Below are 23,670 nucleotides of genomic sequence, written 5' to 3' on the forward strand. Positions count from 1 at the left end.
TCATGATCTGGATGGATGGCGGGCCGTCGCATTACGAGACGTTCGACCCGAAGCCCGATGCTCCGGCGGAGATTCGCGGCACTTTCGGCACCATCCCCACCTGCGTGCCCGGCGTGCATTTCAGCGAGACGATCCCCAACCTCGCCAAGACTTTCGACAAATTCACCGCCATCCGCTCGATCTGCCACAAGGATCCCAACCATGGCGGCGGCAATCACTACATGATGACCGGCGCGCCCACGCCCGTGCCTGTCGGCTGCGGCGCCTTCGTCACCTTTCACCCGTCCTTCGGCTCCATGGTCTCCTACGACCGCGGCGTGCGCAGCGGCCTGCCCGCCTACATGGCCATGCCGAGCAACACCCGCTCCGGCGGCCCGAACTTTCTCGGCGGCCAGCACGCGCCTTTCGTCATCAGCGGCGATCCAAATGCCAATGGCTTCCAGGTGCGCGACGTGGTCGTGCCCGCGGAAATCACCGAAGGCCATGCCCGCTCCCGCCGCGACCTGCGTGTCGCGCTCGACCGCATGCAGCGCTTCAACGACCAGCTCGTGGACGATCCCGCGGTGGTCTTCGACAAGTTCTACCAGCAGGGCTTCGATCTCGTCTCGTCCTCGAAGGCCCAGGCCGCCTTCGACATCAGCCGCGAGGACGCCAAGGTGCGCGACGCCTATGGCCGCAACGACGTGGGCCAGCGCATGCTCATGGCCCGCCGACTCGTGGAAGTGGGCGTCTCCTGGGTCACCGTGAACTACGGCGGCTGGGACGATCACCGCAAACTTTTCGAGACTTACAAGGGCAACCGCTTGAAGACTTTCGACCAGGCGCTCTCCGCGCTGCTCAACGATCTCAGCGAGCGCGGGCTCATGGAAAACACCATGGTCATTGCCCTCGGTGAATTTGGCCGCACCCCGAAGATCAACAAGGACGCCGGTCGCGACCACTGGCCCTTTGCCATGTCGGTGCTCATGGCCGGCGCGGGCATTCCCGGCGGACAAATCGTCGGCGCCACCGACGCCAAGGGCTATCACGCCGCGGAGAATGTGTATCGCCCCGAGGACTTCGCCGCGTCGCTCTACACGAAGATGGGCATCGACCCGAATCTCACGCTCGAGACGAGCAGCGGGCGCCCCGTTCAACTGGTGAACGAAGGCCACCTGATCAAGGAACTCTTCGCCTGATCTGCCGCGTGTGGTCATTGCGCGCAGCCGGTATCTTCCTCGCGGTCCTCGGCGCGGCTTCCGCCGCTGAGCCGACGCTCACCCATCTCTACCCGGCCGCCGGGCAGCAGGGCACCACGGTCACGATCACCCCGGTGGGCAAGTCCGACCCCTGGCCCCCGCAAGTCTGGGTCGACGCGCCGGGCATCACTTTCACGCCCGCCAAGGCCAAGGGAAAATTCGATGTGGAGATCGCGAAGGACGCCGCTCCCGGCCCGCACCTCGTTCGCCTTTTCAACAAGGACGGCGCTTCCCAACCGCGCTTCTTCATCGTCTCCACCGAACCGGAGCTCGTCGAAAAAGAGCCGAACGACGACTACAAAGCGCCGCAGAAGATCGACGCTCTCCCCGCAACGATCAGCGGGCGGCTCGACAAAGCCGGCGACGTCGATTCTTTCGCCGTCACGTTGAAAAAGGGCCAGGCGCTCACGGCCTGGGTCGAAGCCTACGTGCTCGCCTCCACCTTCGACGGCATGCTCCGCATCGTCGACGAGAGCGGCCACGAACTCGCCTTCAATCACGATGGCCGCACCCTCGATCCGGACCTCACTTGGGAAGCACCGCGCGACGGCACCTTCATCGTGCAGCTCATGGGTTTCGTCTATCCCGCGACCGCCGCCGTCACGCTCACCGGCGGCGACGGCTGTGTCTACCGCTTGCATCTCACCACCGCATCCCGGCCACGGGTCAGCTTTCCGCCTCACGATGCCAATCAAGCCGCAGAAATCGCCGAGCAGGAGCCGAATGACACGATCGACAAAGCGCAATCCGTCGCCGTCCCCTGCTCCATCTCCGGCTGTATCAACCAGCGCGGCGACGAAGACCGCTTCGCTTTCACCGCCGAGAAACAAAAGATCTACGAGCTCAATGTGCTCGGCGCCCGCGCCGGAGCGCCGCTCGATGCGTGGCTCAAAATCGAAAACAAGGACGGCAAGCAACTGACGCGCGCCGATGACACCGACGGCTCGCGCGACCCACGCATCACGTGGACCGCGCCGAGCAGCGGCACCTTCACCGTCGCCATCGGTGACGTCACCCACCACGGCGGACCCGACTTCCTCTACCATCTGAACATTGCCGAGGCCGTGCCCGCCGTCACCGGCACCGCCGCCAATCACGCGTTCGCCGTCGCCGCCGGCAAAACGAGCGAGTTCAAGGCCACCGTGAAAGGCGCCAACGGCTTTAAGGCAAAGCTCCAGTTGGCCGCGAAGAATCTGCCGGAAGGCGTGAGCGCCCCGGAAGTGGACGTGCCGGAAAAAGGTGGCGAAGTCACCCTCAAGCTGACTGCTGACGCCAGCGCCGCCGCGGCCAGCCGACCGATCCAGCTCGTTCTCCGCGAAACCGAATCCGGCGCCGAACACGCGGTCATCTATTCCATGACCACCACCGGCGAAAACAACGGCGTCCCGCAAGGCTACACCGAGCTCGTCATCAATTCGACGGATCAGCTCTGGCTCACCGTCACCGCCTCCGCCGAGAAGAAGGAAGCACCCAAGCCCGAGCCCGCCACTCCCGCACCATGAGCCGCCTATTCTTCCTCTTCCTCCCATTCTTCCTCTCCGCCGCCTTCGCCGACGACCCACCCCTTTTCGTCGCCAAGCCGCTCACAAACGCCGGCGGCTTCATTCCCGATGTCGAAGGCCCCGCTTGCGACGCCGCCGGCAACATCTACTGCGTCAACGGCCCTTGGTTGCAAACCATCCAAAAAACCACCCCTCAAGGCGCGACCGAAGTCTTCGTTACCTTACCCGCTGGCAGCGTCGGCAACGGCATCCGCTTCTCCCGCGATGGCACCATGTACGTCGCCGATTACACCGCGCACAATATCCTCCAGGTGGACATGAAGACGCGCGCCGTGAAGGTCTTCGCCCACGAGGACCGGATGAATCAGCCCAACGATCTCGCCCTCGCTCCCGACGGCACGCTCTACGCCAGCGATCCGAATTGGGAAGCCGGCGACGGCCAACTCTGGAGCATCGACCCGCAGGGCCACGTGCGGCGCCTCGCGGAAATCATGGGCACGACCAACGGCCTCGACCTCAGCCCCGACGGACACACCCTTTACGTCAACGAAAGCACCCAGCGCACCGTGTGGGCCTTCACCATCGCGCCCGACGGCGCGCTCACCGACAAACGGCTGCTCAAGCAATTCGACGACTTCAGCCTCGACGGCATGCGCTGCGACGTGGACGGCAACCTCTACATCACGCGCCAGCTCAAAGGCACCGTGGTCAAGCTCTCGCCCACCGGCCAGGTGCTCCGCGAGTTCGAGATCCTCGGCGCAAAACCCAGCAACCTCTGCTTCGGCGGCCCCGATGGCCGCACGCTCTACATCACCGAGGTCGAACACCAGCGCCTCGTCCAGGTCCGCGTCGACCGCCCCGGCCTTGAATGGCAGCGCTGGCAGGAGAAATAGTTCTTAGTCCTAAGTTCTAAGTATTCCACTGCGCAGCATGCACTAAGCACTAAGCACTAAGCACTAAGCACTAAGCACTAAGCACCAAGCACCAAGCACCAAGCACCAAGCACCAAGCACCAAGCACCAAGCACTAAGCACTAAGCACCAAGCACCAAGCACTCCAATGACCGACCGCTTCACCGAATCCCGCCGCCTCTTCGAACGCGCCCAGCAGAGCATCGCCGGTGGCGTCAACAGCGGCATCCGCAAAATGGAGCAACCCGTGCCGCTCTACTTCGCACGCGGCGCTGGCTCGCGCCTTTGGGATGTGGATGGCAATGAATACCTCGACTTTCAAACCGGCCAGGGCGCGCTCCTCTTCGGCCACGCCCCCACCGGTCTCGCCGACGCCCTCGCCGCCCAAGCCCGCCTCGGCACGCACTGGGCCGCGCAATCCGAACTCGAGATCGACGTCGCCGAGCGCCTCCAGTCCATGGTCCCCGGCGCCGAGCGCGTGCGCTTCAACAACTCCGCCACCGAGGTCGTGATGAGCGCCCTGCGCCTCGCGCGCGGCCTCACCGGCAAGCCGCTCGTGCTGAAATTCGAGGGCCACTATCACGGCTGGTCCGATGAAGGCCTCGTCGGCTTCGCCCCGCCGCCCGATAAGTGGGGCACCGCGGACGAACCCACCCGCCTGCACCCCAGCAAAGGCATCATCCCCGAGGTGCTCGATCAGTTCGTCGTCGCCCGCTGGAACGATCCCGAGCATCTCCGCCATCGCGTGGATCAATACCGGGGAAAAATCGCCGCCATCATCTTCGAGCCCGCGCTTTGCAACACCGGCTGCCTCGAACCCGCCGCCGGCCTGCTCGCGACCATTCGCGAACTCTGCGACCGCGAAGGCGCGTTGATGATCGCCGATGAAACCATCACCGGCTTCCGCTTCGGCGCGGCGTGCGCGCAAGGCTACTACGGTTTCTCACCCGATCTCACCATCTTTGGCAAAGCCATTGGCGGCGGCGTGCCTTTCGCCGCGCTCGCCGGCAAAGCAAAAGTCTTCGACCCCATCATCCGTGGGGAAGTTGTCCACGCCGGCACGCTCAACGCGAATCCCCTCTGTCTCGCCGCCAGCCGCTGGTGCCTCGATGAAATTCTCGCCCTCGGTCCGCAGCATCCCGCCGGACTCCAGCGTCTCGGCCAGCGGCTCATTGCCGGCTTGGAAAAGCTCGCCCGCGAATACAACGTGCCCCTGCAAGCCCAAGGCCCGGCCTTGGTCTTCCACACCACCCTGCTCAAGCCCGGCGCCGCAACCGGCCCCATCCGCGACTACCGCGATTACGTGCAACGCCACGACGCGCCACGCTGGGCGCACCTCCGCCGCTGCCTGCTCGAACACGGCGTGCGCGCCATCGAACGCGGCCTCTGGTTCCTGAGCCTCGCCCACTCCGACGCCGACATCGACACCGCCCTCACCCGCGCCACCGCCGCCTTCGCCCAACACGCCACCGAGTGGAAGACATGACGCCACAGGCTGAAATTCGCGGATTGTCTCTGCCGAAGCAACGCTTCGGGCCAAAGGCCCAGCAACAAGCCAGCCCAGGGCAGCGCCCTGGGTATTTACCACCAAATCGTCCCAGCCCCGAAGTGGGCGCAACATCCCAGGCAAGACGTGGACCTTGCTTATTGGCATGAGCCGCCCCCGCGTCCTCTTCGCCGGCCTCTTCCACGAGACGCACACCTTCCTCGAAGGCACGACCCCGCTGGCCGATTTCCAAGTCCTCTGCGGATGCGACCTGCTGCGCTGCACCGGCGACAGCTCACCGCTCGGCGGCGCGCTCGCATCCGCCAAATCCTTCGGTTGGGAAATCGTCCCCACGGTCGATTTCCGCGCCTCCCCGAGCGCCACGGTCGAGGACGAAGTGATCGAGTCGTTCTGGCAGGAACTGGCCGCGCGCATCCCCTCGCAAGTCGATGCCGTCTATCTCGTCCTGCACGGCGCCATGGTTTCACAATCGTCTCTCGATGTGGAAGGCGAGATCCTCTCCCGGCTGCGCCAGCGCGTCGGCGATGTCCCCATCTTCGGCGTCTTCGATCTGCATGCGAATTTCACGCAACGCATGGCCGACCTCGCCAACTGCCTCGTCGCCTATCGCGAAAACCCGCACACCGACGGCCGCGCCATGGCCGTCCTCGCCGCGGAGCTCTTGCAGCGCGCGCTCACCACGCAGCAAGTGCCCCGCATGTTCTGGCACCACCCGCCCATCATGTGGCCGCCGACCGGCACCGCCACAGCCCTGCCACCGATGCATGTGCTCGAAATGCTCGCCCGCCAACTGGAAGTCGAGTCCCCGGCATTTTGGGTCGTTAATGTCGTCGCCGGTTTTTCCTTCGCCGATACGCCCGACACCGGCGTCAGCTTCGCCATCGCAACTACGGACGAGGAATCCGACCCCCACGGCGCCCTGCAACGGCTCGCCGCCCTGGCGCACGCCACGAGAGCCGCCGGCAACGTCACCGACGCGCCCGTCGCCGAAGTGCTGGCGAAGCTCGATCCTCTCCCCTCCGGCCTCACCGTGCTCGTCGAACCATCCGACAATATCGGCGGCGGCGCCCCAGGCGACGGCACCAGCCTCCTCCGCGCCCTCGTCGAGCGCGCCATTCCCAATGCGGCCATCGCCATCAACGATCCCGCCGCCGTCCAACGTCTCTCCGCCCTGGCTCCCGGCGCGCGGATCAACCTACCTATCGGCGGCAAAGGCAGCCGCATCGACGCGGGCCCGCTCGATCTCGAAGTGGAACTGCTCCACACCGGCGACGGCTGCTTCGAACTGGAAGACAAGCAGAGCCATCTCGCCTCCATGGCCGGCGACTGCTTTGACATGGGCCTATGCGCCGTCGTCCGCCACGCCGGACGCCTCACCATCCTGCTCACCAGCCGCAAGACCCCACCCTTCGATCTCGGCCAATGGCGCAGCCAGGGCATCGACCCCGCGCAATTCTCCGTCATCGTCGTCAAAGCCGCCGTCGCCCATGGCCGCGCCTACGATCCCATCGCCACCCGCATGCTGTGGGTGGACACTCCCGGCCCCTGCACCAGCAACCTGCGCTCCCTCCCCTACCGCCACGTCCGCCGCCCGATCTTCCCTCTCGATTAGGATGAGAAAGTTGTTGACAAATCAGGAAAGGCGTGCTACACTCCCGCTCGACGATAGAGGAGGAAGGATTACCACGGGCGGACTGGGAAAGGATGCGAGGCGAGGGAAGGCAGTTTCACCGATCATGCGACACACATTCCATGCTGGCAGCAAAGCGACATCCGCGGGGCGCTCCCCGCGGCCCCTCCCACTTGCCCGACTCCACCCACTGGGATCCCACCCCAGATCCCAGTGCGGCTCCCTCCCGCTCTCCAGTGTAAATCCCACCGATCCCACCTGATCCCACCGAATTAAAAATCCCCCTCATCTCACCCCATTTTCGTGGCCTTTCCTGCCTTTCGTGGACCCACTCCCTTCCTGCCAATCCAGAGTAATCGTGCCTGATCGTGCCCAATCGCACCCCTAATTTTTTCTCCATCCCATGACCCACCCCTCCGTCTCCTATCCCCGCGACGCCGCCACTCCTACCTCGCATCTCCCCTTTAGCCCCAGCGTCTGCTTCGGCGACCTCATCTTCATTTCCGGCCAGGCCTCCGTCGACGAAACCGGCCAGATCGTCAGCGACTCCTTCGAAGGCGAGTTCCGCCGCTCCATCGAGAATGTGCGCAAGGTCCTCGCCGCCGCCGGCACCGACCTTGCCCACGTCATCCAGACCCGCAATTACGTGCGCGACGCCGCCGACGTCGCGCTCTACAACCAGCTCTATCGCGAGTATTTCACCGAGCCCTATCCCGCGCGCACCACGATCACGAATTGTCTCCCACCCACGCTCCGCTACGAGATCGAAGTCGTCGCCGTAAAACGCCCTGCCTGAACCACTCGCTCGCCTCTTCATCCTTCATCCTTCCGCCTTCATCCTTTCTTCATGAACCCTCCGAGTCTCATCTTCGACTGCCATCTCGACATCTCGATGAACGCGATGGAATTCAATCGCGACCAGCGCTGGTCGCTGGAAAAGATTCGCCGCTGTGAACTCTCCGGCGGCGCTCTGCCGGCGGACGCCGAGCGGCATCGCGCCCGTAACACGGTCTGCTTTCCCGAGCTCCGCCGCGGGCGAATCGGCATCATCGTCGCCACGCAGATCGCGCGCTATGCATCCCGCTTTCACAACCTTCCCGGCTGGCGCAGCCCGGAGCAAGCCTGGGCTCATACTCAAGGTCAGCTCGCCTATTACCGCGCGATGGAAGGCTGCGGTGAAATGGTCCAGCTCCGCACCTGGCCCGAGGTCGAGGCCCACGCCACTCGCTGGCAAAATGCCACCGCTGAGGAAGCCGCGAAACTCCCCATCGGTTTCCTGCTCAGCCTCGAGGGCGCCGATTCCATCCTGAGCTGGCGGCATCTCGAGCAATCGCGCGCCGACGGCCTCATCGCCCTCGGCCCGGTGCACTACGGACCCGGCATCTACGGCCACGGCACCGACGACGAAGGCCCTATGCCACCGATCGGTCACGAGTTGCTCAAGGAAATGGAACGACTCGGCATCATCCTCGATGTCACCCACCTCTGCGACGAGGGTTTCTGGGATGCGCTCGCGCACTATCAAGGCCCGCTCTGGGCCAGCCATCACAATTGCCGCGCGCTCGCCGACTGGAACCGCCAACTCACCGACGAGCAAATCAAGGTGCTCGTCGAGCGCGGCGCGGTCATCGGCATGGCCTTCGACGCGATCATGATGGTCCACGGCTGGGCGCACAAACGCTCCCGCCCGGAAGACTTCGGCTTGAAGATCGAAAAAATCTGCGAGCACATCGATCACATCTGCCAGATCGCCGGCAACGCCCGGCACGTGGGCATCGGCACCGATCTCGATGGCGGCTTCGGCACCGAGCAGACGCCGATGGATCTCAATAGCATCGCCGACCTCGTGAAGATCGGCCCACTCCTCGCCGCCCGCGGCTACGCGCAGCCCGACATCGACGGCCTCTACCACGGCAATTTCTTTCGCTTCCTGCGCGAGCACTTGAAATGAGCGAACCCACGGGCAGCGCCACGCGGGTCCGCTACGCGCTGCTCGCCGTGGCGACGGCCAACGCCTTCCTGCTCTATCTCGACCGCATTTGCATGACCACGGTCGTGCATTCGCCGTCGTTCCTCCGCGAGCTCGGGCTCAGCGAAGCGCACGTCGGCGATGTGCTCTCGTCCTTTTTCTTCGCCTACGCGCTCGGCCAGTTGCCCGCGGGCTGGCTGGCCGACCGCTTCGGCCCCCGGCGCATGCTCGTCGCTTACATCGTCCTGTGGTCCATCTGCACCGCCCTCACCGGTTTCACCGCCAGCCTCGCCGCGCTCATCATCGTGCGCCTCGCCTGCGGTCTGTCGGAAGCCGGCGCCTATCCCGCCAGCGCCCGTGTCATCTCCCGTTGGTTTCCCTTCGGCGCGCGCGCCCGCGCCAATTCCCTCGTCTCCTTCGGCGGTCGCTTCGGCAATGCGCTTGCCCCGTGGCTCACCGTCTCGGTCATCGGCGCCCTCGGCGCGTGGCGCCCCGTGTTGTGGATCTACGGCACCATCGGCCTCGCCCTCGCAGCCGCGACGCATTTCGTCTTCCGCGACGAACCCGGACTGCATCCGTGGACCAACGAAGCCGAGCGCACGCTCATCCTCAACGGTGGCCCGCCACCTCCCGCACCCGATCATCGGTTTCCATGGCGCGAACTCATCCGCCACCCCGGCCTCTGGCTGCTCAGCCTCGGCGCCATCGGTTTGAACTTCGGCTGGGCGCTGCTCGTCACCTGGCTGCCCAAGTATCTGCAAACCGTCCGCGGCTTGAATGAAAAGGACGCCAATTTCTACGTCACTGTCGCCCTCGCGTGCGGCATGGCCGGGGTGCTCTTTGGCGGCTGGTGGTGCGATGCGCTCACCCGCTGGTTTGGCCCGCGCTGGGGTCGGCGACTGCCGCTCATCATCGGCGGTCTGGTCGGCGCGCTCGCCTACCTCGTGTGCCCGGTGCTGCACAGTGCGACGGGCGTGGTCATCGCTTGCGGCCTGGTCGCCTTTGCCACCGACAGCGCCAACCCCGCCATCTGGACGCTCGCCCAGGACATGGGACGCAGTCATGTCGCCGCCACCCTCGCGTGGAGTAACATGTGGGGAAACCTCGGCGCCTCCGCCGTCGCCAAGACCATTCCTCTCGCCCTCGCCAGCTCGATGCACCGCGCCGACTGGAGCGAAGTCTTCTGGATGTGCGCCGGCGGTTTCATCCTGCTCTCGACCACCGCCCTCTTCGTCGATAGCACCCGACCGCTCGGCGCCACTCGACCGGCCGCGTCCTGACCTCCTCTTACTTACCGAGCTTTAGCAGCATGATGTCGTTGCTCCCCTTGCTCGTGAGCGTCGTCGAGCCATAGGCGGTCTCGCCGTCGAACGCGCCGGAAAGGAAAAGCGCGCCCGCTTTATCCCGGACGATGCAATAGCCGAGGTTCCCTTTGGTTCCTCCCGTCGACCGCAGCCAGCGCAGCGCACCGCCATCGTCAAACTTGGCGGCGTAGATGTCCCGCACACCCTTGGCCGTCATGACGGTCTCGCCGAGCGTCACGGTGTATTGGAATTCGCCCGTCACATAGCAGTTGCCCGCTCCATCTGCGGCGACGCACAGCGCGTAGTTGACTCCCTTGCCGTTGCCCGTATGCACCCAGCGAAACTTGCCGTCGCGGTCCAGCTTCGCGACCATCAAATCGTACTCTTTCCCGCCCGCCGGCTCTTTCCCACTCGTTTGAAACTTCTGTCCGCCCAGAGCCAGCGTGTCCTTGAACATCCCGCAGACACACACTCCGCCATGTCCATCCAGCGCGACCGAGGTGAACGACGCACTGGTGGAACCTTCGCCCGCAAACGTCCACAGCGCCTGGCCGCTCGCGTCGTACTTCACCGCGTAAACTTCCCGGCCCTTGTTCGTCATGCTCAGGTCCCCAAAAGTCTCCACACCGGAAGCTCCGCCCACCACGACCGCATTCCCCTCCGCATCGACCGCCAGATGTTCCCCGGCACTCCCACCGGCGCCACCAGCCACTCGCAACCAGGCCAGTTCGCCTGCGGTCGAGAGCTTGGCGAGAAACATGTGGCCGCTCTTGCTGTTCTTCGTCGAGACGCCCAGGAACTCGCAATCGCCGACCATCGAGCCCGTGACGTAGCAGTTCCCCGCCTGGTCCACGCCGATGCTGTGCCCATAATCGTAGCCCGCTCCGCCGCCGGATTTGAGCCACTGGATTTTCCCGGTCGCATCGTACTTCGCCACGAAGAGATCGTAATCCCCACCGCGGTTCTCAAACGCGATGCCATCGAACATCGCGTCTGTGCTCTGGCAATGCCCGGTCACGAAAACATTCCCCTGCAAGTCGACCGCCACGCCATACCCGCGATCGATCTTGCTCCCTCCACCAGTGCGCACCCACAGGCATTTTCCCGCCGGGGAGTACTTCGCGACAAAGAAATCCAGTTCTCCTTTGCTCTCCACCGTGAATTCCCCGAAGGTTCCCGTTTTTGAAAACTCACCCGTCATATAGAGATTCCCCGCCGCATCCGTCGCCAATCCACGCGTCTTGTCCGCCCCGGCGCTGCCCGCCTGCTGAGCCCAGACATAATCGGGCGGCGTCTCTGGCAATTCGGCCGCCTGCACGGCATCCTTGACCAAAGCAGCACAGAGAGACACGAGGGCGACGCGGAGAAAAATGGGGGAGTTCACGCCTGACAAAACCCGCTGGTCAGCAATCGCTTAGGTCCAGCCGAACTCCGCACTTGCACGAAGTGATTACGTAGGCATAATACGTGCTATAATTTTGAGAATGACTGAGCCGACTGTAATCCTCGCCGTGATGTCCGTCATCGGCCATTGCCTCGCCATTTTCTGGCCCCGCAAGCCCCTCAAGGAGCGGCTGGATGCCAACGGCTTCCCAGTTCTCTGGTGCAACAACGACGAAAAGCAGGAAAATATCGCCTGCGTCTGGAAGGACGCCGCCGAGCGACCGGTTGCCGTGCTGCACGAGGAAGTCGGCCACCAGCGCAGCGCCTAGCCGACATTTTCGGCTTTCCAGTTTCTTTGCGCTTTCAAAGGCGGCAATCTTCGGGCAATGGGTTTGCCTACGGAGCGTCATCCGGCGCCACGACTACCCTACCCCTATGAAACATCTACTCCTCTGCCTCGCCATCATCGTCGGCCTGACCAGCCTCCCCACCACCACTTTTGCCAAGGACAAGCGCCGGGATGATGACTGGAAGGATTCGTCCAAGGATCTGCGCAACGATCTGAAGAGCCTGCAAAAGCACTACGACATGGTGAAAGATCGCGTGAAGAATTCCGGTGGGACCGACCGCCGTATCTGGGGCAACCTCCAGGATATCCGCCGCAACATCGACAGCCTCAACGATCAGGTAAGCAACGGTCGGTACGATGGCCGCGACGTGCGTAATCAGATCCGCCGGGCGGACGACGACCTCAACCGTCTTCAAGCTCAGCTCGAATACAACAGCAAGCGCAAAGGCGGCTACTACCGCAACTAACGCCTCTCAGGCCTCCGCGGCCCGCTGCCGATTGAGCAGCACTTTGCACGCGCTCTTGATGCGCGTCAGGATGTAGTACACCGTCTGCGACCGGATACGGACGAGCTGTCCGCCCACGATCTTCGGCACGAAGTCCGCCGGCAGTTCGAGAATCTCCGCGAGCGGCAATCCGTCGAGCCCCTTGCACAGGATCGAGGTCATCGCCTTGGTCAGCGTCTGCACCTGCGGCCCGAGCGTGATGCGGAAATGCGCATGCTTCTGCTCATCCAGACGCAGGTACACGCCGACCGTGTCGGTGCACTCCTCATCCTTGCGCACGTCCTCGAGATCGAAAGTCTCGCCGGCCGTCGGCTCATGCTTTTTCGCCTGCTCCGAGTAGGCGATGAGGTTCTCGCGCTTCTCCTCCTCGGGCAGCGTCTCGAAGAGGTGAATGATCGCCTGCAGCTTCGGCGGATAATGCGACTCCGGCGCCGCGTCAGGCGGTTCGTGGCAGCCCTTGCTCATCGGTCACCGCTCATTTTCCATTTTCCATTTTTCATTTTCATCGTCCATCCTTCTCAGTTCCCGCGCTCAATCGGCGCCCGCACTTTGTTCCCCCACTCCGTCCACGAACCATCGTAATTTCGCACCTTCTCGTAGCCGAGCAGATACACCAGCACGAACCACGTGTGGCTGCTGCGCTCCCCGATACGGCAATACGCCACGATGTCATCCCCGCGCTGCAGGCCACAGCCTTCCGTGTAGATCTTGCGCAACTCGTCGGCGCTCTTGAAGGTCGCGTCCTCCTTCACCGCCATCTTCCACGGCACGCTCTTCGCCCCGGGAATGTGACCGCCGCGCAAAACACCTTCCTGTGGATACTCCGGCATATGCGTCACGTCGCCCTTGAATTCCCCCGGCGAACGCACATCGATCAGCGGCCGCTTCGCTTGGCTCTGCGCCAGCGCTTCCTCGTAAAAGGCGCGGATCTCCTTGTCGAAACGCTTCGGCGGCACCGGATAGTTCGCCGCCGGAAACTTCGCCTTCTCCTTCGTCAATGGCTTGCCTTCCTTCACCCATTTGTCGCGCCCGCCGTCCACAATTTTCACTTTCGTATGACCGAAAAGACGGAACGCCCACAGCGCGTAGCACGACCACCAGTTCGACTTGTCGCCATAGAAAACGACCGTCGTATCAGGGCCGATGCCATTCGTCGCGCACAGCGCCGCAAACGCATCCGGCGAAATGTAATCGCGCACCAGCGAATCCTGCAGATCCTGACGCCAGTCAATGTGCACCGCGCCGGGCACGTGCCCCGTATCGTAAAGCAACACATCTTCGTTGCTCTCGACGATACGCGTATTCGGCTCATTCAAGTGCGCGGCGAGCCAGTCGGTGCTCACCAGCACCTCGGGGTGCGCGTATTGGGAAGTGGTATCGCTCATAGGTCTGCCAACGGTAAAGGGAACCCCGCATCTCCCTCAAGCGGCATTGCTGTCATACGCGACAGCCATCAAGTCCACTGGCAATCCGTGATTACAACCGTCCGAATCGGATGATCGAGGTAATAGAGTACGAGCCAATTCCCAAACCATCGCCCGCAAATCTCACGATTCTGCGCTGTGCCGACGATCTCGGTGTTGCCCTCCGGATTTTCACAGACCAACTCAAACGCTCGCAGCAATCGCGATTGCTCCGCTGGTTCCGCCGCCGCGTAAACCTCCAAGGCCTGCTGCGCAATGAAATATCGATACGCAGGCACCTAACTGTCGCTGGCCAGTCGAGCAGCATGAATCCGCTCGAGATCTTCTTTTGTATAATAGTTGCCCGCACGCACGTCGTCGATGCGGCGATCCAACTCCGCCTTCCACGCGGAGTCGTTTCGCAAACGCTCAATGATCATAAACCGCCGCAACTCCTCCTGTTCCTCGGGAGACAACGCCGCGATTTCGTGCTTGATTTCAGCAAGGCTCATTGCGGTGACATTAACTTTAAAACTGCCCAGCCTCAAGCCCCGAACAGCCTGGCAATCTCCCGCTGCATCGCCTCCGCCGCCGCTTTCGGATCGGGTGCATTACGGATCGGGCGCCCCACGACGATGTAGTCCGCACCGGCGCGGAAGGCCTGTTCCAGGGTCATCGTTCGCTTTTGGTCGTCGCTGCCTTTCTCCGATTCCGCGCGAATTCCCGGCGTAATCAGGATCGGCTGGTCACCCAGTTCACGGCGCAACCGCGCCGCCTCTTGTCCCGAGGCGATCAGCCCATCGATCCCCGACTCGATCGCCACCCGTGCCCGCTGCAACACCAGATCCTCCACCGCTCCACCCCATCCCATCTCTCGCACCTCTGCCGCATCCACGCTCGTCAACACCGTCACGGCCAGCAGGCGCAACGCTCCCTTCACCGGCACCACCGCGCGATACACTCCGCTCGTCCCGTGCAGCGTGCAAAAATCCGCCCCATGTCGCGCCAGATTCGCCACCGCTCCACGGACCGTCGCCGGCACGTCGGAAAACTTCAGGTCGGCGAAGACTTTCTTCCCCTGCGCCTTCAATTCCGCCAGCAGCGTGAAGTAATCGCCGCTCATGCAAAACTCCAGGCCGACCTTGTAAAACGTCACCGCATCCCCGAGTCGTTCCACCCAGGCGCGCGCGTCGGACAGCGTCGGCACGTCGAGGGCAAAAATCAGGCGGTCGCGCGGATCGATTGATTTCGTGGGAAGCAGGGGTTCAGTGAACATGGCTGGCCCTCTTTCTCGGCGAATCCCAACCCATCCTCAACGCCGAAGTTTCCGGTTCATCCAGCGTCACTGGCCTGACGACACCACTCACGCCACATCGCGCGAAAGGAGAGTTCGATGCCCCGGGCGAAAAGCTTCCCATCCATCAACAACGATTTCTCCATCCGCGTCCGCAGCGTCGCGCGCAACCGGCCGAGCCGCGGTAAGTCGCCCGCCAGTTCCGTGGCGATGCGCACATACTCATCTTCGGAAAACGCGACCAGTTCTCGCAGCTCCAGGTTCGATAGCTGGCTCAAGCCGGCACGCGAAACGATCTGCCGGCCCGCCAAGGTCACGACCGGCACACCCATCCACAGCGCATCCAGACTCGTCGTGTGGCCGCCGTAGGGAAACGAATCCAGCATCACATCCATGCGCTGATACATCTCCAGGTACTCTTTTCGCGAGCGCCGCTCGATAAACTCCACTCGTTCCACCGCGACCCCTTCCGTGCCCAGCCTCTCCACGACCCCACGACGCGAACTCCCTTCCGGGCAAAGCAGGATCAACTTGGAGCCGGCTACTGCCCTCAGAACACGCCCCCAAACCCGGAGCACCGCATCGTTAACCTTGGCGAAATGATTGAGACTCCCAAAAGTCACGAATCCCCTTTCGCCTGCCGGTAAATCGTTCGTCGCCAAATCCAGCCCGCACGGATCGTAACACCAAAATGTCCTGATCAAAAACACGCCTTTCCTTCGCTCGTCCTCGTCGGCCATGGAGCCTTCCTCGAGATTGAAATCGCTAATCCGGCACCGGATCTTCTCCAGACCCGTGCTCCCCGGGTAACCCGCAAAACTCACCTGCACCGGCGCCGGCTCGCGCGCGAAGACCGGCAGCCGATTCCCCGCCGTGTGCAACGCCAGGTCCACGAGGACATCGATCCCGTCCCGCCGAATCATCTCCACCAGCGCTTCATCCGACATGCCGACCGTGTCCCGCCATTGGTCGACCAGCCCGCGAAATTCCGCGGTTATATTGTCGGGATGCGCGACGTTCGCGTAGCAGAAGATCGCAAAGTTCTCGCGGTCATGAGCTCGAAACAAAGGCCTCAGATTCCTGCCCAGCGTATGGTCACGCAGGTCCGGCGAGACGTAGCCGACGCGCAACCGTCGCTTCAGATCACGATCATTGGCGTGAGGCAGAATGAAACCCCCAACCGTATCGCCAAAACGCCGGTTCCAGCGCGCCTGCTCTTCCGCGATCACCTGTGCATCGATTCCCGGGAGGTAATTCAGCGCCATGATCAGATTACTCTGCACCGCGGCATCCGCTCCGGGGCATTCCGAGGCCCGCCGAAAAGCCGCGACCGCCTCCTCCAACCGACCCAGTTCCTTGTAGATGTTCCCGAGATTGTTCTGCGCTCCCAGATAGTCGGGCTGGAGTTCGATAGCGCGCCGAAACGCCTCCACCGCATCGTCGAGTCGCTCTTGGTCCCGCAGCGCATTTCCGAGATTGTACTGCGCTTCCACATACTCCGGCTTGAGTTCAAGCGCGCGGTGCAGTGCGACGATTGCTGCTTCCGATTGCCCCTGATCGATCAAGGCCGCCCCGAGATTCTGCTGCGCTTCCGCAAACTCAGGCCCCAAACGGATCGCGCTCCGATATGCTGCGATGGCGTCCTCAATCTCGCCTCGCTGGGTCAAAACCACGCCCAGATTAAAATACGACTCCGCCGCATCGGGCCGGAGTCTTAACGCGCCGCGATATGCCGCGACCGCTTCAGCGAGCTGCCCCTGCTTCGCGAGGCTCGCACCCAGGTTGCTCTGCGCGTCCGCATGAACAGCTCCCAGCTCGATCGCGCGCCGAAACGCCGTGATCGCGTCCCCCCATTGCCCCTGTGAATGGAGCGCCAATCCCAAATTATAGTGCGCTGCCGCGTGATCCGGGTGGAGTTGCAAGGCATCGCGATACGCCGTGATCGCCTCCTCCAGCCGGCCCATCCCACGATACGCTTCACCCAGGTTCGAAAACGCCGCACCCGTCTTCCATCCCAGCCGGATCGACCGTCCGATTAACTCCACCGCCGCTTCTTCACGCCCTTCGTGATGAGCAATTACGCCCAGCAAATGGTGCGCTTCCGCGTGATCCGGCTGCACGGCGAGAATCTGCCGGTAGATCGTCCCCGCTTCCGCCAGCCGCCCCGCCTCATGATGCTGGACGGCGAGTTCGAGCGCCTGGGAAATCGTGATCGTGGCCATGGAGAACCCTCGTTTGTCCGCGAATCCCCACTCCCGCTCAACGTCGAACTTCGCATCCTCCCACGCCCATCCTCTCCGCCCATTCCACCTTTGACTTCATTCTCCCCGTTTGCTCCTCTCCTCCGCGTGAATTCGCCGGACGCGAAGCCCTTCGCCGCGAGCACCCCGTCGCTGGCCTATCGCGCGGGGTTGTTCTTCGTCGTGCTCGGGATGTTCATCCTGCCGGTCATCTATCTCGCGCTCACCGCGCTGGCCTGCTGGTGGGTCTGGTTCTTCGCCACGCACTATTTCCTGGAAGTCTGGCAATGGCCCATCGGTCACTCTCATTACGTCCTGCTCTTCAAGTTCGTCTGCTCGTTCACTCCTTTGCTCGTCGGCGCCGCCATCGCGCTCGCCATGGTCAAGCCGCTCTTCGCCCGGCGCGCCCCGCGCATGCAACCGCTCGCCCTCCAGCCCGAAGTCGAGCCGCGCGTCTATGCTCTCGTGCAGGAAATCTGCCGCCTCGTCGGTGCTCCCGCTCCGCGGCGCATCGAACTCGATTGCAACCTGAACGCCTCCGCCAGCTTTCGTCGCGGCTTGCTCAGCTTTCTCGGCCACGACCTTATCCTCACCCTCGGCCTCCCGCTCATCGCCGGCCTCAGCGAGCGCGAACTGGCCGGCGTCATTGCCCACGAGTTCGGTCATTTCCGGCAGGGCGCGGGCATGCGCTTCAGCTACCTCATCCGTTGTATTAATCATTGGTTCGCCCGCGTCGTCTATGAACGGGACGCATGGGACGCCGAGATCGCGTCCTTCGGCTCGGGCGATAGTTTCTGGATCGGCCTCATGGGTGGGTGCGTCCGTGCCGGCGTCGGCCTCTCCCGCGGCATTCTCTGGCTGCTCATGATGACCGGCCATGCCCTGAGCGGCCTGCTCCTGCGCCAGATGGAGTTCGACGCCGATCGCTGGGAAATGCGCATCGCCGGCAGCGCGGGCTTCGAATCCACCATGTTCCGCCTCGCCACGCTCGACTACGTGCTCACTGACATCCGCAACGAAATGCGGCGCACCTGGCGCCGCCAGATGCAGTTGCCTGACAACCTTCCCGTGCTCGTCGAGTATCGCACCAATCACCTCCCCGCCGAGCGCCGCACGAAGGTCGAATACGAACTTGGCCTCGCCCACACCGGCTGGCTCGACACTCATCCCAGCGCCGCCGATCGCATCCGCCAGGCGCGCCGTGGCGCCGAACCCGGTGTCTTCACCAGCGATGCCCCGGCACGCCAGCTCTTCGAAAACTTCGACACCATCAGCCGCCTCGTCACCCTCGCTCACTACGAGGACGACCTCAACGTCCCCACCACCGCCGACTTCCTCATCCCGCTCGAAGCACTCATCAAGGAAGGCGGCACCCAGCCGAAACCACCGCTGCAGCCCGCAGCGCAACCCGCCATTCCCATGATGGCCTACGACCCCAGCAAATTCCGTAAGCCGGAGAGCAACTCCTAGTCACCAGCGTTGCTGGCACCACTTCCATGAAAAGCAGCGTCACCGAACTTCCATTCAACCAGTTCATCGGACTTCAGCCGGCGGATTCGCCCGAGAAACTTCTCCAGCTTCCCGCCGGTGAGCAGTATGGCAACCACCTCGGCACCGTCCACGCCAGTGCCCTGCTCGCTCTCGCCGAAGCTTCAAGCGGTGAATTCCTGCTCCGCCATTTCGGCAGCAGCGAGGGCGTAGTGCCGGTTGTCCGCCGTCTCGAGGCAAAATTCCGCAAGCCCGCCAACGGATCGGTAACTTCGGTCGCGAGTGCCGCGCCCGAAGCTCTCACCCAGCTCAACACCGACCTTGCCGCCAGGGGCCGCGCCCTGATCACGATTTCCGTCGAGCTGCACGACGCCTCCGGCGCTCACGCCCTCAGCGCCACCGTGGAGTGGTTCATTCAACGCCTGTCCGCCTCCCCCGCTTAGGCAGTTCTCACAAATTGCGCACGACGAAAGGTGTAGGGCGCGTGTCCTCATGCGCCGGGAGAGAACCTTGCTCCCGCAGCCCCTGTGTTGAAGCGCGCACCGTAAATTTTCCGCAATGGAGCCAATGGAACCAATGGAGCAATGCACTTTTTTCCCCGTGTCATGGCATACTCGCCAACATGAACTCCCATGACCCCGCTACCCTCGCCACAGCCATATCGCCCACCTCCCCCCGGCCATCAACCCGCCAGGAACTCAATGAGCCCTTCGCTGCAGGCAAACGCAGCCAACACCGGTGAATGGCCTAATTCCCTACCCGATGCCGGAGGCATCCCAGCGCCCATAGCCGGTGGTTGAGCGCAGCGACACCACCGGGATTGCTGCGGCAAACGGCTTACCCCAGAGGGGTGGCAGCCTTTGCTCGAATCAAGCCGAATCAAGGTAAATCAAGGTAAATCAAGGTAAATCAAGGTAAATCAAGGTAAATCAAGGTGATCAAGGTGCGAGAACTTTGGCGCTACTACCGGGAGACCCACACCCTGAGGCCGATGAATACCAAGGAATCGGGCGGAGAAAAAGAGCCCGATTTAAGGTGCCTTAAGCCCTCTTAAGCCGATTTAAGGTGCGAGATTTTTTGGGCGAAGCCTTGAGCAACACCCGCAAGCTCGCACTCGTCGTTCTTAGCAAAGCCTAAACGATCGAGCTATGCTTCGGTGCCGACTTTTCACTCGGGCGGTAGGGCGCGACCTTGACCACATTTTCCGGGTCGTGGTCGATGAGTTGCAGCCAGTCTTCCGTGAGATCGCCCGGCGGAAAGATGTCGTTCTCGAGATACTCCGCATCGAGGGAGGCGCGGAGGTCGTCCATGCTGATCCCTTCCTCCAGCCCGCTGGCGATGGCGCGCTTGATGGCCAGGCTCTTGGCGCGCTCCACAATGCTCGAGATGATCGCCCCGCTGACGAGATCGCCGCGGTAGAGCGTCTCCTTTTTGCCGGAGCGTAGCGTGATGCTGAGGAAACGGTTCTCGTCGCGATGCCCGAATTGCAGGTCGATGATCTTTTCGATCAGCGAGTCGATGGCCGCGGGGACGCCGCCGGCCTCCTGCACGAGCGCCGGATCGTAGGGCAGATTCGGCCCGAGATAGATGTGATAAATCTCGCGGGCGCCCTCCTTGGTGGGCCGCGCGACCTTGATCTTCCGGTCGATACGCCCGGGCCGCAGGATCGCCGGGTCGATGAGATCGGCGCGATTACTGGCCAGGATGATGACGACTTCGGCCAGCGATTCGATGCCATCCATCTCCGTGCAAAACATCGGCACGAGCGTGGAGAGAATGCTCGAGTAGCGCGAGGCGCGGCGGGTGCCGAGAATACTCTCCGCTTCGTCGATGAAGAGGAACGGCAGGTAACCCTCGCGCCGCTTTTCACGCGCGGTGGCGAAGATCTCGCGCACCATGCGTTCGCTCTCGCCGACCCACATGTTGAGGATTTCCGGCCCCTTGATGTGCATGAAGTACTCGCGCATCTCTTCGCCCGTCTGCTGCTTGAGCTGCTGGGTGAGATTGTAGGCGGTGGCCTTGCCGATCAGCGTCTTGCCGCAGCCGGGCGGGCCGTGGAGCAGGAAGCCTTTCGGCGTCGAGTGCTGGAAGCGCTTGAAGAGATCGGGGTGCAGCAGCGGAAGTTCGATGGCATCGCGGATGGCGCGCAGCGCCTCCTGCTGGCCGCCCACTTTTTCCCACGGCAGCTCGGGCACGGTATCGAGGTAATATTCGTCGCTGTGCGGCCGGGCCAGCACCTCGATGGCGATCTTGTAATTCGGATCGGTCCGTACCTCGTCGCCTGACTTGAGCTTTTCCTTCATCAGCAAGTCGCCGCGCTGGAGGACCATCGATTGCACGCCGTGCTCGCTGCCCACGCGCAGGCGATCCGGGCCCAGGACTTCGGCGACCTTCACCACCGGCCCACTGCGGTCGAAACCGAGATCGCCGACAATGACGTAAGCTTCGTTCACCAGCACCCGCGTGCCGCGGCGCAACGATTCAATCGGCACGCGCGGGTCGACGTTGCAGTAGTAATCGCTGCCTCCCACCACGATCTGCGCGGTCTCCCGGTTCGGCGTGCCGAGGAAAGTGCCGATGCGATTGGCCGGCGACGTGACCTTCTTGATGATCGCGTCCATCTTCTCGATGGCCTGCCGCGCTTCTCCCATCGTGTCCTGCAGATCCCCGATCTCGACCCGGAGGTCGATGAGTTCGCCCCGCACGACGTCCCCGGGCGGAATAGAAGCGATGATGCGGTCGAGACGTTCCAGCGGAGAAAGCGCTTCTCCGTGCTGGCTGAAGTCGAATGAGTCTTCGTCCATCTTTTGAGTTTATCCATTATACTGCCCCACGCGACCAACCGCAAATCCGCCGCGCAGATTCCTCAAAATCTTCCCCACGAATCCCGGGAAAAGAAAAGGGCGCGGCCGAAGCCGCGCCCTAAAAATAGAGGTAAACGCTGGGGAAGAAGGACTACTTCTTTTTAGGAGCCTTCAGGGCTTTTTCCAGCTTGTCCGCCGTCGTGAAGACGTTGCGGACACTCGGACCGTAATTGGTAGCGAACGTCTTGAGATCCGCGTCCACCCCCGTCTTGCCAATCGTTTCCGACTCCCGATCGAGACGCTTGGACTCCTTCACGATTTCCCCAACCCATTCCTGTAGCGGCTTGGTTTCAAAGCCCTTAATCGGCGGTTTCGAAAAGGCCTTGGTCACGCGATCGAGATCGGACTTATCCGCACCCACGAGTTCCGTGGGAATCTTCAGGCCGTGCGCCTCCACGATCTTGTTGAGGGCCGTCTGGGCCAGGGTCATATCCTTGACCGTCGCATCCTTCAGGCGCATCTCGGGCGGCGGCGGCACGGCGGTGGACGCCGGGAGAAGCTTCCCCACCTGGATCAGGAAGCTGAGACTCTTGACGGCGTTTTTCACGTAAGCTTCATCACCGGCCGCGAGCGGCTTCGGCTTCTCCGCCGGGGCCGCCGGCGCAGCGGGCGGTGCAGCCGGCGCGGGCGTGGCGGGTGCTTGGGCAAAGGCGTTACCGCCGAGCACCGCACAAACGGCCAGTGCGGAAACAGAGCGTGAGAGGAGGGGGAGAAGCGAGGATTTCATATGCGTATACATGACTATGCAGCATGATCGCGCATCGCGGGCAAGCTGGATTCGCCTAAGAGGAGCGGTTCCATGCCTTTTTTCAAGCAGGCTCTTTCATCCCGCGGCGAAGTCAGCTAGAGGTTTCGCTCCCCGTGAAAAAAATCGTCTCCCTCCTCGTCTGGCTTGGTATCGCCCTCCTCGGTGCCTTTGGCTACTGGACCATCGCCACGCAACGCCACGAACCGGTGAACTCCGGCTTCGTCCTCATCGCGGCGCTTTGCACCTACGCCATCGGCTACCGCTTCTACTCCAAGTGGATCGCCGCGAAGATCCTCGCGCTGGATGACCGCCGCGCCACGCCGTGCGAGGTGCATGAGGACGGCAAGGATTTCGTGAAGACGAACAAATGGATCGTCTTCGGCCATCATTTCGCGGCCATCAGCGGGCCGGGACCGCTCGTCGGGCCGGTGCTCGCAGCGCAATTCGGCTACCTGCCGGGCACGTTGTGGATCATCATCGGCGTCGTTCTCGGCGGCGCGGTCCAGGATTTCATCATTCTCTTCGCCTCCATCCGCCGCGACGGGCGTTCGCTCGGGCAGATGGTGAAGGAAGAGCTCAACTCCGTGGCGGGCTTCATCGGCGTCATCGCGATCCTCGCGATCATGATCATCCTCCTCGCGGTGCTCGCGCTCGTCGTCGTCAAGGCGCTCGCCGATTCGCCTTGGGGCGTTTTCACCGTCGGCGCCACCATTCCCATCGCTATGCTCATGGGCGTGTATCTGCGGAGCTGGCGGGTGGGGAAAGTGATGGAAGTTTCCGCCATCGGCGTCGTGCTGCTGCTGCTCGCCGTCTGGGGCGGCCAGCTCGTCCATACCAACCCGTCACTCCACGCCGCCTTCCTGGTCAAGGCCGAGCCGCTCGCCTGGACCATCATCATCTACGGGTTCTTCGCCAGTGTCCTGCCGGTGTGGCTGCTCCTCGCGCCGCGCGATTACCTCAGCACGTTCATGAAACTCGGCACCATCAGCGCCCTCGCTCTCGGCACGCTGCTCGTGCTGCCCATGCTGCATATGCCCGCGATCAGCAAATTCGTCGACGGCTCCGGCCCCGTCGTGCCGGGCAAGCTGTTTCCCTTTTGTTTCATCACCATCGCCTGCGGCGCGATCAGCGGTTTTCACACGCTCATCTCCAGCGGCATCACGCCGAAGATCATCACCCGCGAGAGCCACGCGCGCCCCGTCGGCTATGGTGCGATGTGTCTCGAATCACTCGTCGCCATCATGGCCCTGATCGCCGCGTGCACCCTCGACCCGGGCGTTTATCTCGCGATGAATATCCCCGGCGGCGATCCCGTGGCCACGCAAGCCGCCGTC

21 protein-coding genes are annotated in these 23,670 nt (G+C 63.0%); 13 read left to right on the forward strand and 8 right to left on the reverse strand.

Annotated elements, in window-relative coordinates; all coding sequences use genetic code 11:
• The 8 genes from ABJF10_RS14635 to ABJF10_RS14670 form a co-directional block, all read left to right on the forward strand.
• On the forward strand, window positions 1-1,178 hold a 1,178-nt coding region (locus ABJF10_RS14635), incomplete at its 5' end, for a DUF1501 domain-containing protein (protein WP_348545329.1).
• Between the two features lie 8 nt (window positions 1,179-1,186).
• A complete protein-coding gene (locus ABJF10_RS14640; RefSeq protein WP_348545330.1) occupies window positions 1,187-2,740 on the forward strand; it encodes a PPC domain-containing protein in 1,554 nt (517 codons plus the stop codon).
• Window positions 2,737-3,633, forward strand: a complete 897-nt coding sequence (locus tag ABJF10_RS14645) for an SMP-30/gluconolactonase/LRE family protein (protein WP_348545331.1) — start codon at window positions 2,737-2,739, stop codon at window positions 3,631-3,633. Before ABJF10_RS14640 ends, ABJF10_RS14645 begins: the two co-directional genes overlap by 4 nt.
• A 166-nt stretch (window positions 3,634-3,799) precedes the next feature.
• Window positions 3,800-5,137 carry an aspartate aminotransferase family protein gene (locus tag ABJF10_RS14650; RefSeq protein ID WP_348545332.1) on the forward strand — a complete coding sequence of 446 codons (1,338 nt, stop codon included), beginning with the start codon at window positions 3,800-3,802 and terminating at the stop codon, window positions 5,135-5,137.
• Between the two features lie 166 nt (window positions 5,138-5,303).
• The gene (locus ABJF10_RS14655) at window positions 5,304-6,770 is read left to right on the forward strand and encodes a M81 family metallopeptidase (protein ID WP_348545333.1); all 1,467 of its coding nucleotides are present in this window, start codon (window positions 5,304-5,306) and stop codon (window positions 6,768-6,770) included.
• 421 nt (window positions 6,771-7,191) lie between these two features.
• Window positions 7,192-7,584 (forward strand): RidA family protein, encoded by a 393-nt coding sequence (locus tag ABJF10_RS14660; protein ID WP_348545334.1) that lies wholly within the window; start codon window positions 7,192-7,194, stop codon window positions 7,582-7,584.
• Between the two features lie 51 nt (window positions 7,585-7,635).
• On the forward strand, window positions 7,636-8,739 hold the full coding sequence (locus ABJF10_RS14665) for a membrane dipeptidase (protein WP_348545335.1): 1,104 nt from the start codon (window positions 7,636-7,638) through the stop codon (window positions 8,737-8,739).
• Window positions 8,736-10,037 carry an MFS transporter gene (locus ABJF10_RS14670; protein WP_348545336.1) on the forward strand — a complete coding sequence of 434 codons (1,302 nt, stop codon included), beginning with the start codon at window positions 8,736-8,738 and terminating at the stop codon, window positions 10,035-10,037. Before ABJF10_RS14665 ends, ABJF10_RS14670 begins: the two co-directional genes overlap by 4 nt.
• A gap of 7 nt (window positions 10,038-10,044) precedes the next feature.
• On the opposite strand, the gene ABJF10_RS14675 is transcribed toward ABJF10_RS14670, so the two are convergent.
• Window positions 10,045-11,445 carry an SBBP repeat-containing protein gene (locus tag ABJF10_RS14675; RefSeq protein WP_348545337.1) on the reverse strand — a complete coding sequence of 467 codons (1,401 nt, stop codon included), beginning with the start codon at window positions 11,443-11,445 and terminating at the stop codon, window positions 10,045-10,047.
• A gap of 100 nt (window positions 11,446-11,545) precedes the next feature.
• On the opposite strand from ABJF10_RS14675, the gene ABJF10_RS14680 reads away from it, so the two are divergent.
• Both ABJF10_RS14680 and ABJF10_RS14685 read left to right on the forward strand, forming a co-directional pair.
• Window positions 11,546-11,773, forward strand: coding sequence for a hypothetical protein (locus ABJF10_RS14680; RefSeq protein ID WP_348545338.1), 228 nt, complete (start codon window positions 11,546-11,548; stop codon window positions 11,771-11,773).
• Window positions 11,774-11,879: 106 nt separating this feature from the next.
• Window positions 11,880-12,260: a hypothetical protein gene (locus tag ABJF10_RS14685; protein WP_348545339.1), complete on the forward strand. Its 381-nt coding sequence runs from the start codon at window positions 11,880-11,882 to the stop codon at window positions 12,258-12,260.
• Window positions 12,261-12,266: 6 nt separating this feature from the next.
• Here ABJF10_RS14685 and ABJF10_RS14690 read toward each other — a convergent pair whose 3' ends face one another.
• The 5 genes from ABJF10_RS14690 to ABJF10_RS14710 all read right to left on the reverse strand — a co-directional run bounded on the left by ABJF10_RS14690 (window position 12,267) and on the right by ABJF10_RS14710 (window position 17,218).
• The gene (locus ABJF10_RS14690) at window positions 12,267-12,764 is read right to left on the reverse strand and encodes a SufE family protein (protein WP_348545340.1); all 498 of its coding nucleotides are present in this window, start codon (window positions 12,762-12,764) and stop codon (window positions 12,267-12,269) included.
• Between the two features lie 53 nt (window positions 12,765-12,817).
• Window positions 12,818-13,684, reverse strand: a complete 867-nt coding sequence (locus ABJF10_RS14695; RefSeq protein WP_348545341.1) for a sulfurtransferase — start codon at window positions 13,682-13,684, stop codon at window positions 12,818-12,820.
• Window positions 13,685-14,001: 317 nt separating this feature from the next.
• Window positions 14,002-14,214 carry a hypothetical protein gene (locus tag ABJF10_RS14700; RefSeq protein ID WP_348545342.1) on the reverse strand — a complete coding sequence of 71 codons (213 nt, stop codon included), beginning with the start codon at window positions 14,212-14,214 and terminating at the stop codon, window positions 14,002-14,004.
• A gap of 32 nt (window positions 14,215-14,246) precedes the next feature.
• Window positions 14,247-14,978 carry an orotidine-5'-phosphate decarboxylase gene (pyrF, locus tag ABJF10_RS14705; RefSeq protein WP_348545343.1) on the reverse strand — a complete coding sequence of 244 codons (732 nt, stop codon included), beginning with the start codon at window positions 14,976-14,978 and terminating at the stop codon, window positions 14,247-14,249.
• 56 nt (window positions 14,979-15,034) lie between these two features.
• Entirely contained in the window at window positions 15,035-17,218 is a 2,184-nt protein-coding gene (locus tag ABJF10_RS14710) for a tetratricopeptide repeat protein (protein ID WP_348545344.1), read from the reverse strand.
• 126 nt (window positions 17,219-17,344) lie between these two features.
• Here ABJF10_RS14710 and ABJF10_RS14715 point away from each other — a divergent pair, with 126 nt between their 5' ends.
• Together ABJF10_RS14715 and ABJF10_RS14720 are read left to right on the forward strand one after the other, a co-directional pair.
• Entirely contained in the window at window positions 17,345-18,706 is a 1,362-nt protein-coding gene (locus tag ABJF10_RS14715; protein WP_348545345.1) for a M48 family metalloprotease, read from the forward strand.
• A gap of 26 nt (window positions 18,707-18,732) precedes the next feature.
• Complete coding sequence (locus ABJF10_RS14720; protein ID WP_348545346.1) at window positions 18,733-19,167, forward strand: DUF4442 domain-containing protein; 435 nt, start codon at window positions 18,733-18,735, stop codon at window positions 19,165-19,167.
• A gap of 690 nt (window positions 19,168-19,857) precedes the next feature.
• On the opposite strand, the gene ABJF10_RS14725 is transcribed toward ABJF10_RS14720, so the two are convergent.
• Window positions 19,858-21,528, reverse strand: coding sequence for an AAA family ATPase (locus tag ABJF10_RS14725; protein ID WP_348545347.1), 1,671 nt, complete (start codon window positions 21,526-21,528; stop codon window positions 19,858-19,860).
• 151 nt (window positions 21,529-21,679) lie between these two features.
• A complete protein-coding gene (locus ABJF10_RS14730) occupies window positions 21,680-22,315 on the reverse strand; it encodes a hypothetical protein (protein ID WP_348545348.1) in 636 nt (211 codons plus the stop codon).
• A gap of 134 nt (window positions 22,316-22,449) precedes the next feature.
• On the opposite strand from ABJF10_RS14730, the gene ABJF10_RS14735 reads away from it, so the two are divergent.
• Window positions 22,450-23,670: carbon starvation CstA family protein (locus ABJF10_RS14735; protein WP_348545349.1), on the forward strand; the 1,221-nt coding region annotated here is incomplete at its 3' end.

The sequence above is a fragment of the Chthoniobacter sp. genome, from assembly GCF_040003245.1.
Taxonomy (GTDB): Bacteria; Verrucomicrobiota; Verrucomicrobiia; order Chthoniobacterales; family Chthoniobacteraceae; genus Chthoniobacter.

Coding starts and splice junctions, on each gene's coding strand:
- ABJF10_RS14645 (WP_348545331.1), top strand. CDS start 2,737: ATGAGCCGCCTATTCTTCCTCTTCCTCCCATTCTTCCTCTCCGCCGCC.
- ABJF10_RS14650 (WP_348545332.1), top strand. CDS start 3,800: ATGACCGACCGCTTCACCGAATCCCGCCGCCTCTTCGAACGCGCCCAG.
- ABJF10_RS14655 (WP_348545333.1), top strand. CDS start 5,304: ATGAGCCGCCCCCGCGTCCTCTTCGCCGGCCTCTTCCACGAGACGCAC.
- ABJF10_RS14660 (WP_348545334.1), top strand. CDS start 7,192: ATGACCCACCCCTCCGTCTCCTATCCCCGCGACGCCGCCACTCCTACC.
- ABJF10_RS14665 (WP_348545335.1), top strand. CDS start 7,636: ATGAACCCTCCGAGTCTCATCTTCGACTGCCATCTCGACATCTCGATG.
- ABJF10_RS14670 (WP_348545336.1), top strand. CDS start 8,736: ATGAGCGAACCCACGGGCAGCGCCACGCGGGTCCGCTACGCGCTGCTC.
- ABJF10_RS14680 (WP_348545338.1), top strand. CDS start 11,546: ATGACTGAGCCGACTGTAATCCTCGCCGTGATGTCCGTCATCGGCCAT.
- ABJF10_RS14685 (WP_348545339.1), top strand. CDS start 11,880: ATGAAACATCTACTCCTCTGCCTCGCCATCATCGTCGGCCTGACCAGC.
- ABJF10_RS14690 (WP_348545340.1), bottom strand. CDS start 12,764: ATGAGCAAGGGCTGCCACGAACCGCCTGACGCGGCGCCGGAGTCGCAT.
- ABJF10_RS14695 (WP_348545341.1), bottom strand. CDS start 13,684: ATGAGCGATACCACTTCCCAATACGCGCACCCCGAGGTGCTGGTGAGC.
- ABJF10_RS14700 (WP_348545342.1), bottom strand. CDS start 14,214: ATGAGCCTTGCTGAAATCAAGCACGAAATCGCGGCGTTGTCTCCCGAG.
- pyrF (WP_348545343.1), bottom strand. CDS start 14,978: ATGTTCACTGAACCCCTGCTTCCCACGAAATCAATCGATCCGCGCGAC.
- ABJF10_RS14710 (WP_348545344.1), bottom strand. CDS start 17,218: ATGGCCACGATCACGATTTCCCAGGCGCTCGAACTCGCCGTCCAGCAT.
- ABJF10_RS14720 (WP_348545346.1), top strand. CDS start 18,733: ATGAAAAGCAGCGTCACCGAACTTCCATTCAACCAGTTCATCGGACTT.
- ABJF10_RS14725 (WP_348545347.1), bottom strand. CDS start 21,528: ATGGACGAAGACTCATTCGACTTCAGCCAGCACGGAGAAGCGCTTTCT.
- ABJF10_RS14730 (WP_348545348.1), bottom strand. CDS start 22,315: ATGAAATCCTCGCTTCTCCCCCTCCTCTCACGCTCTGTTTCCGCACTG.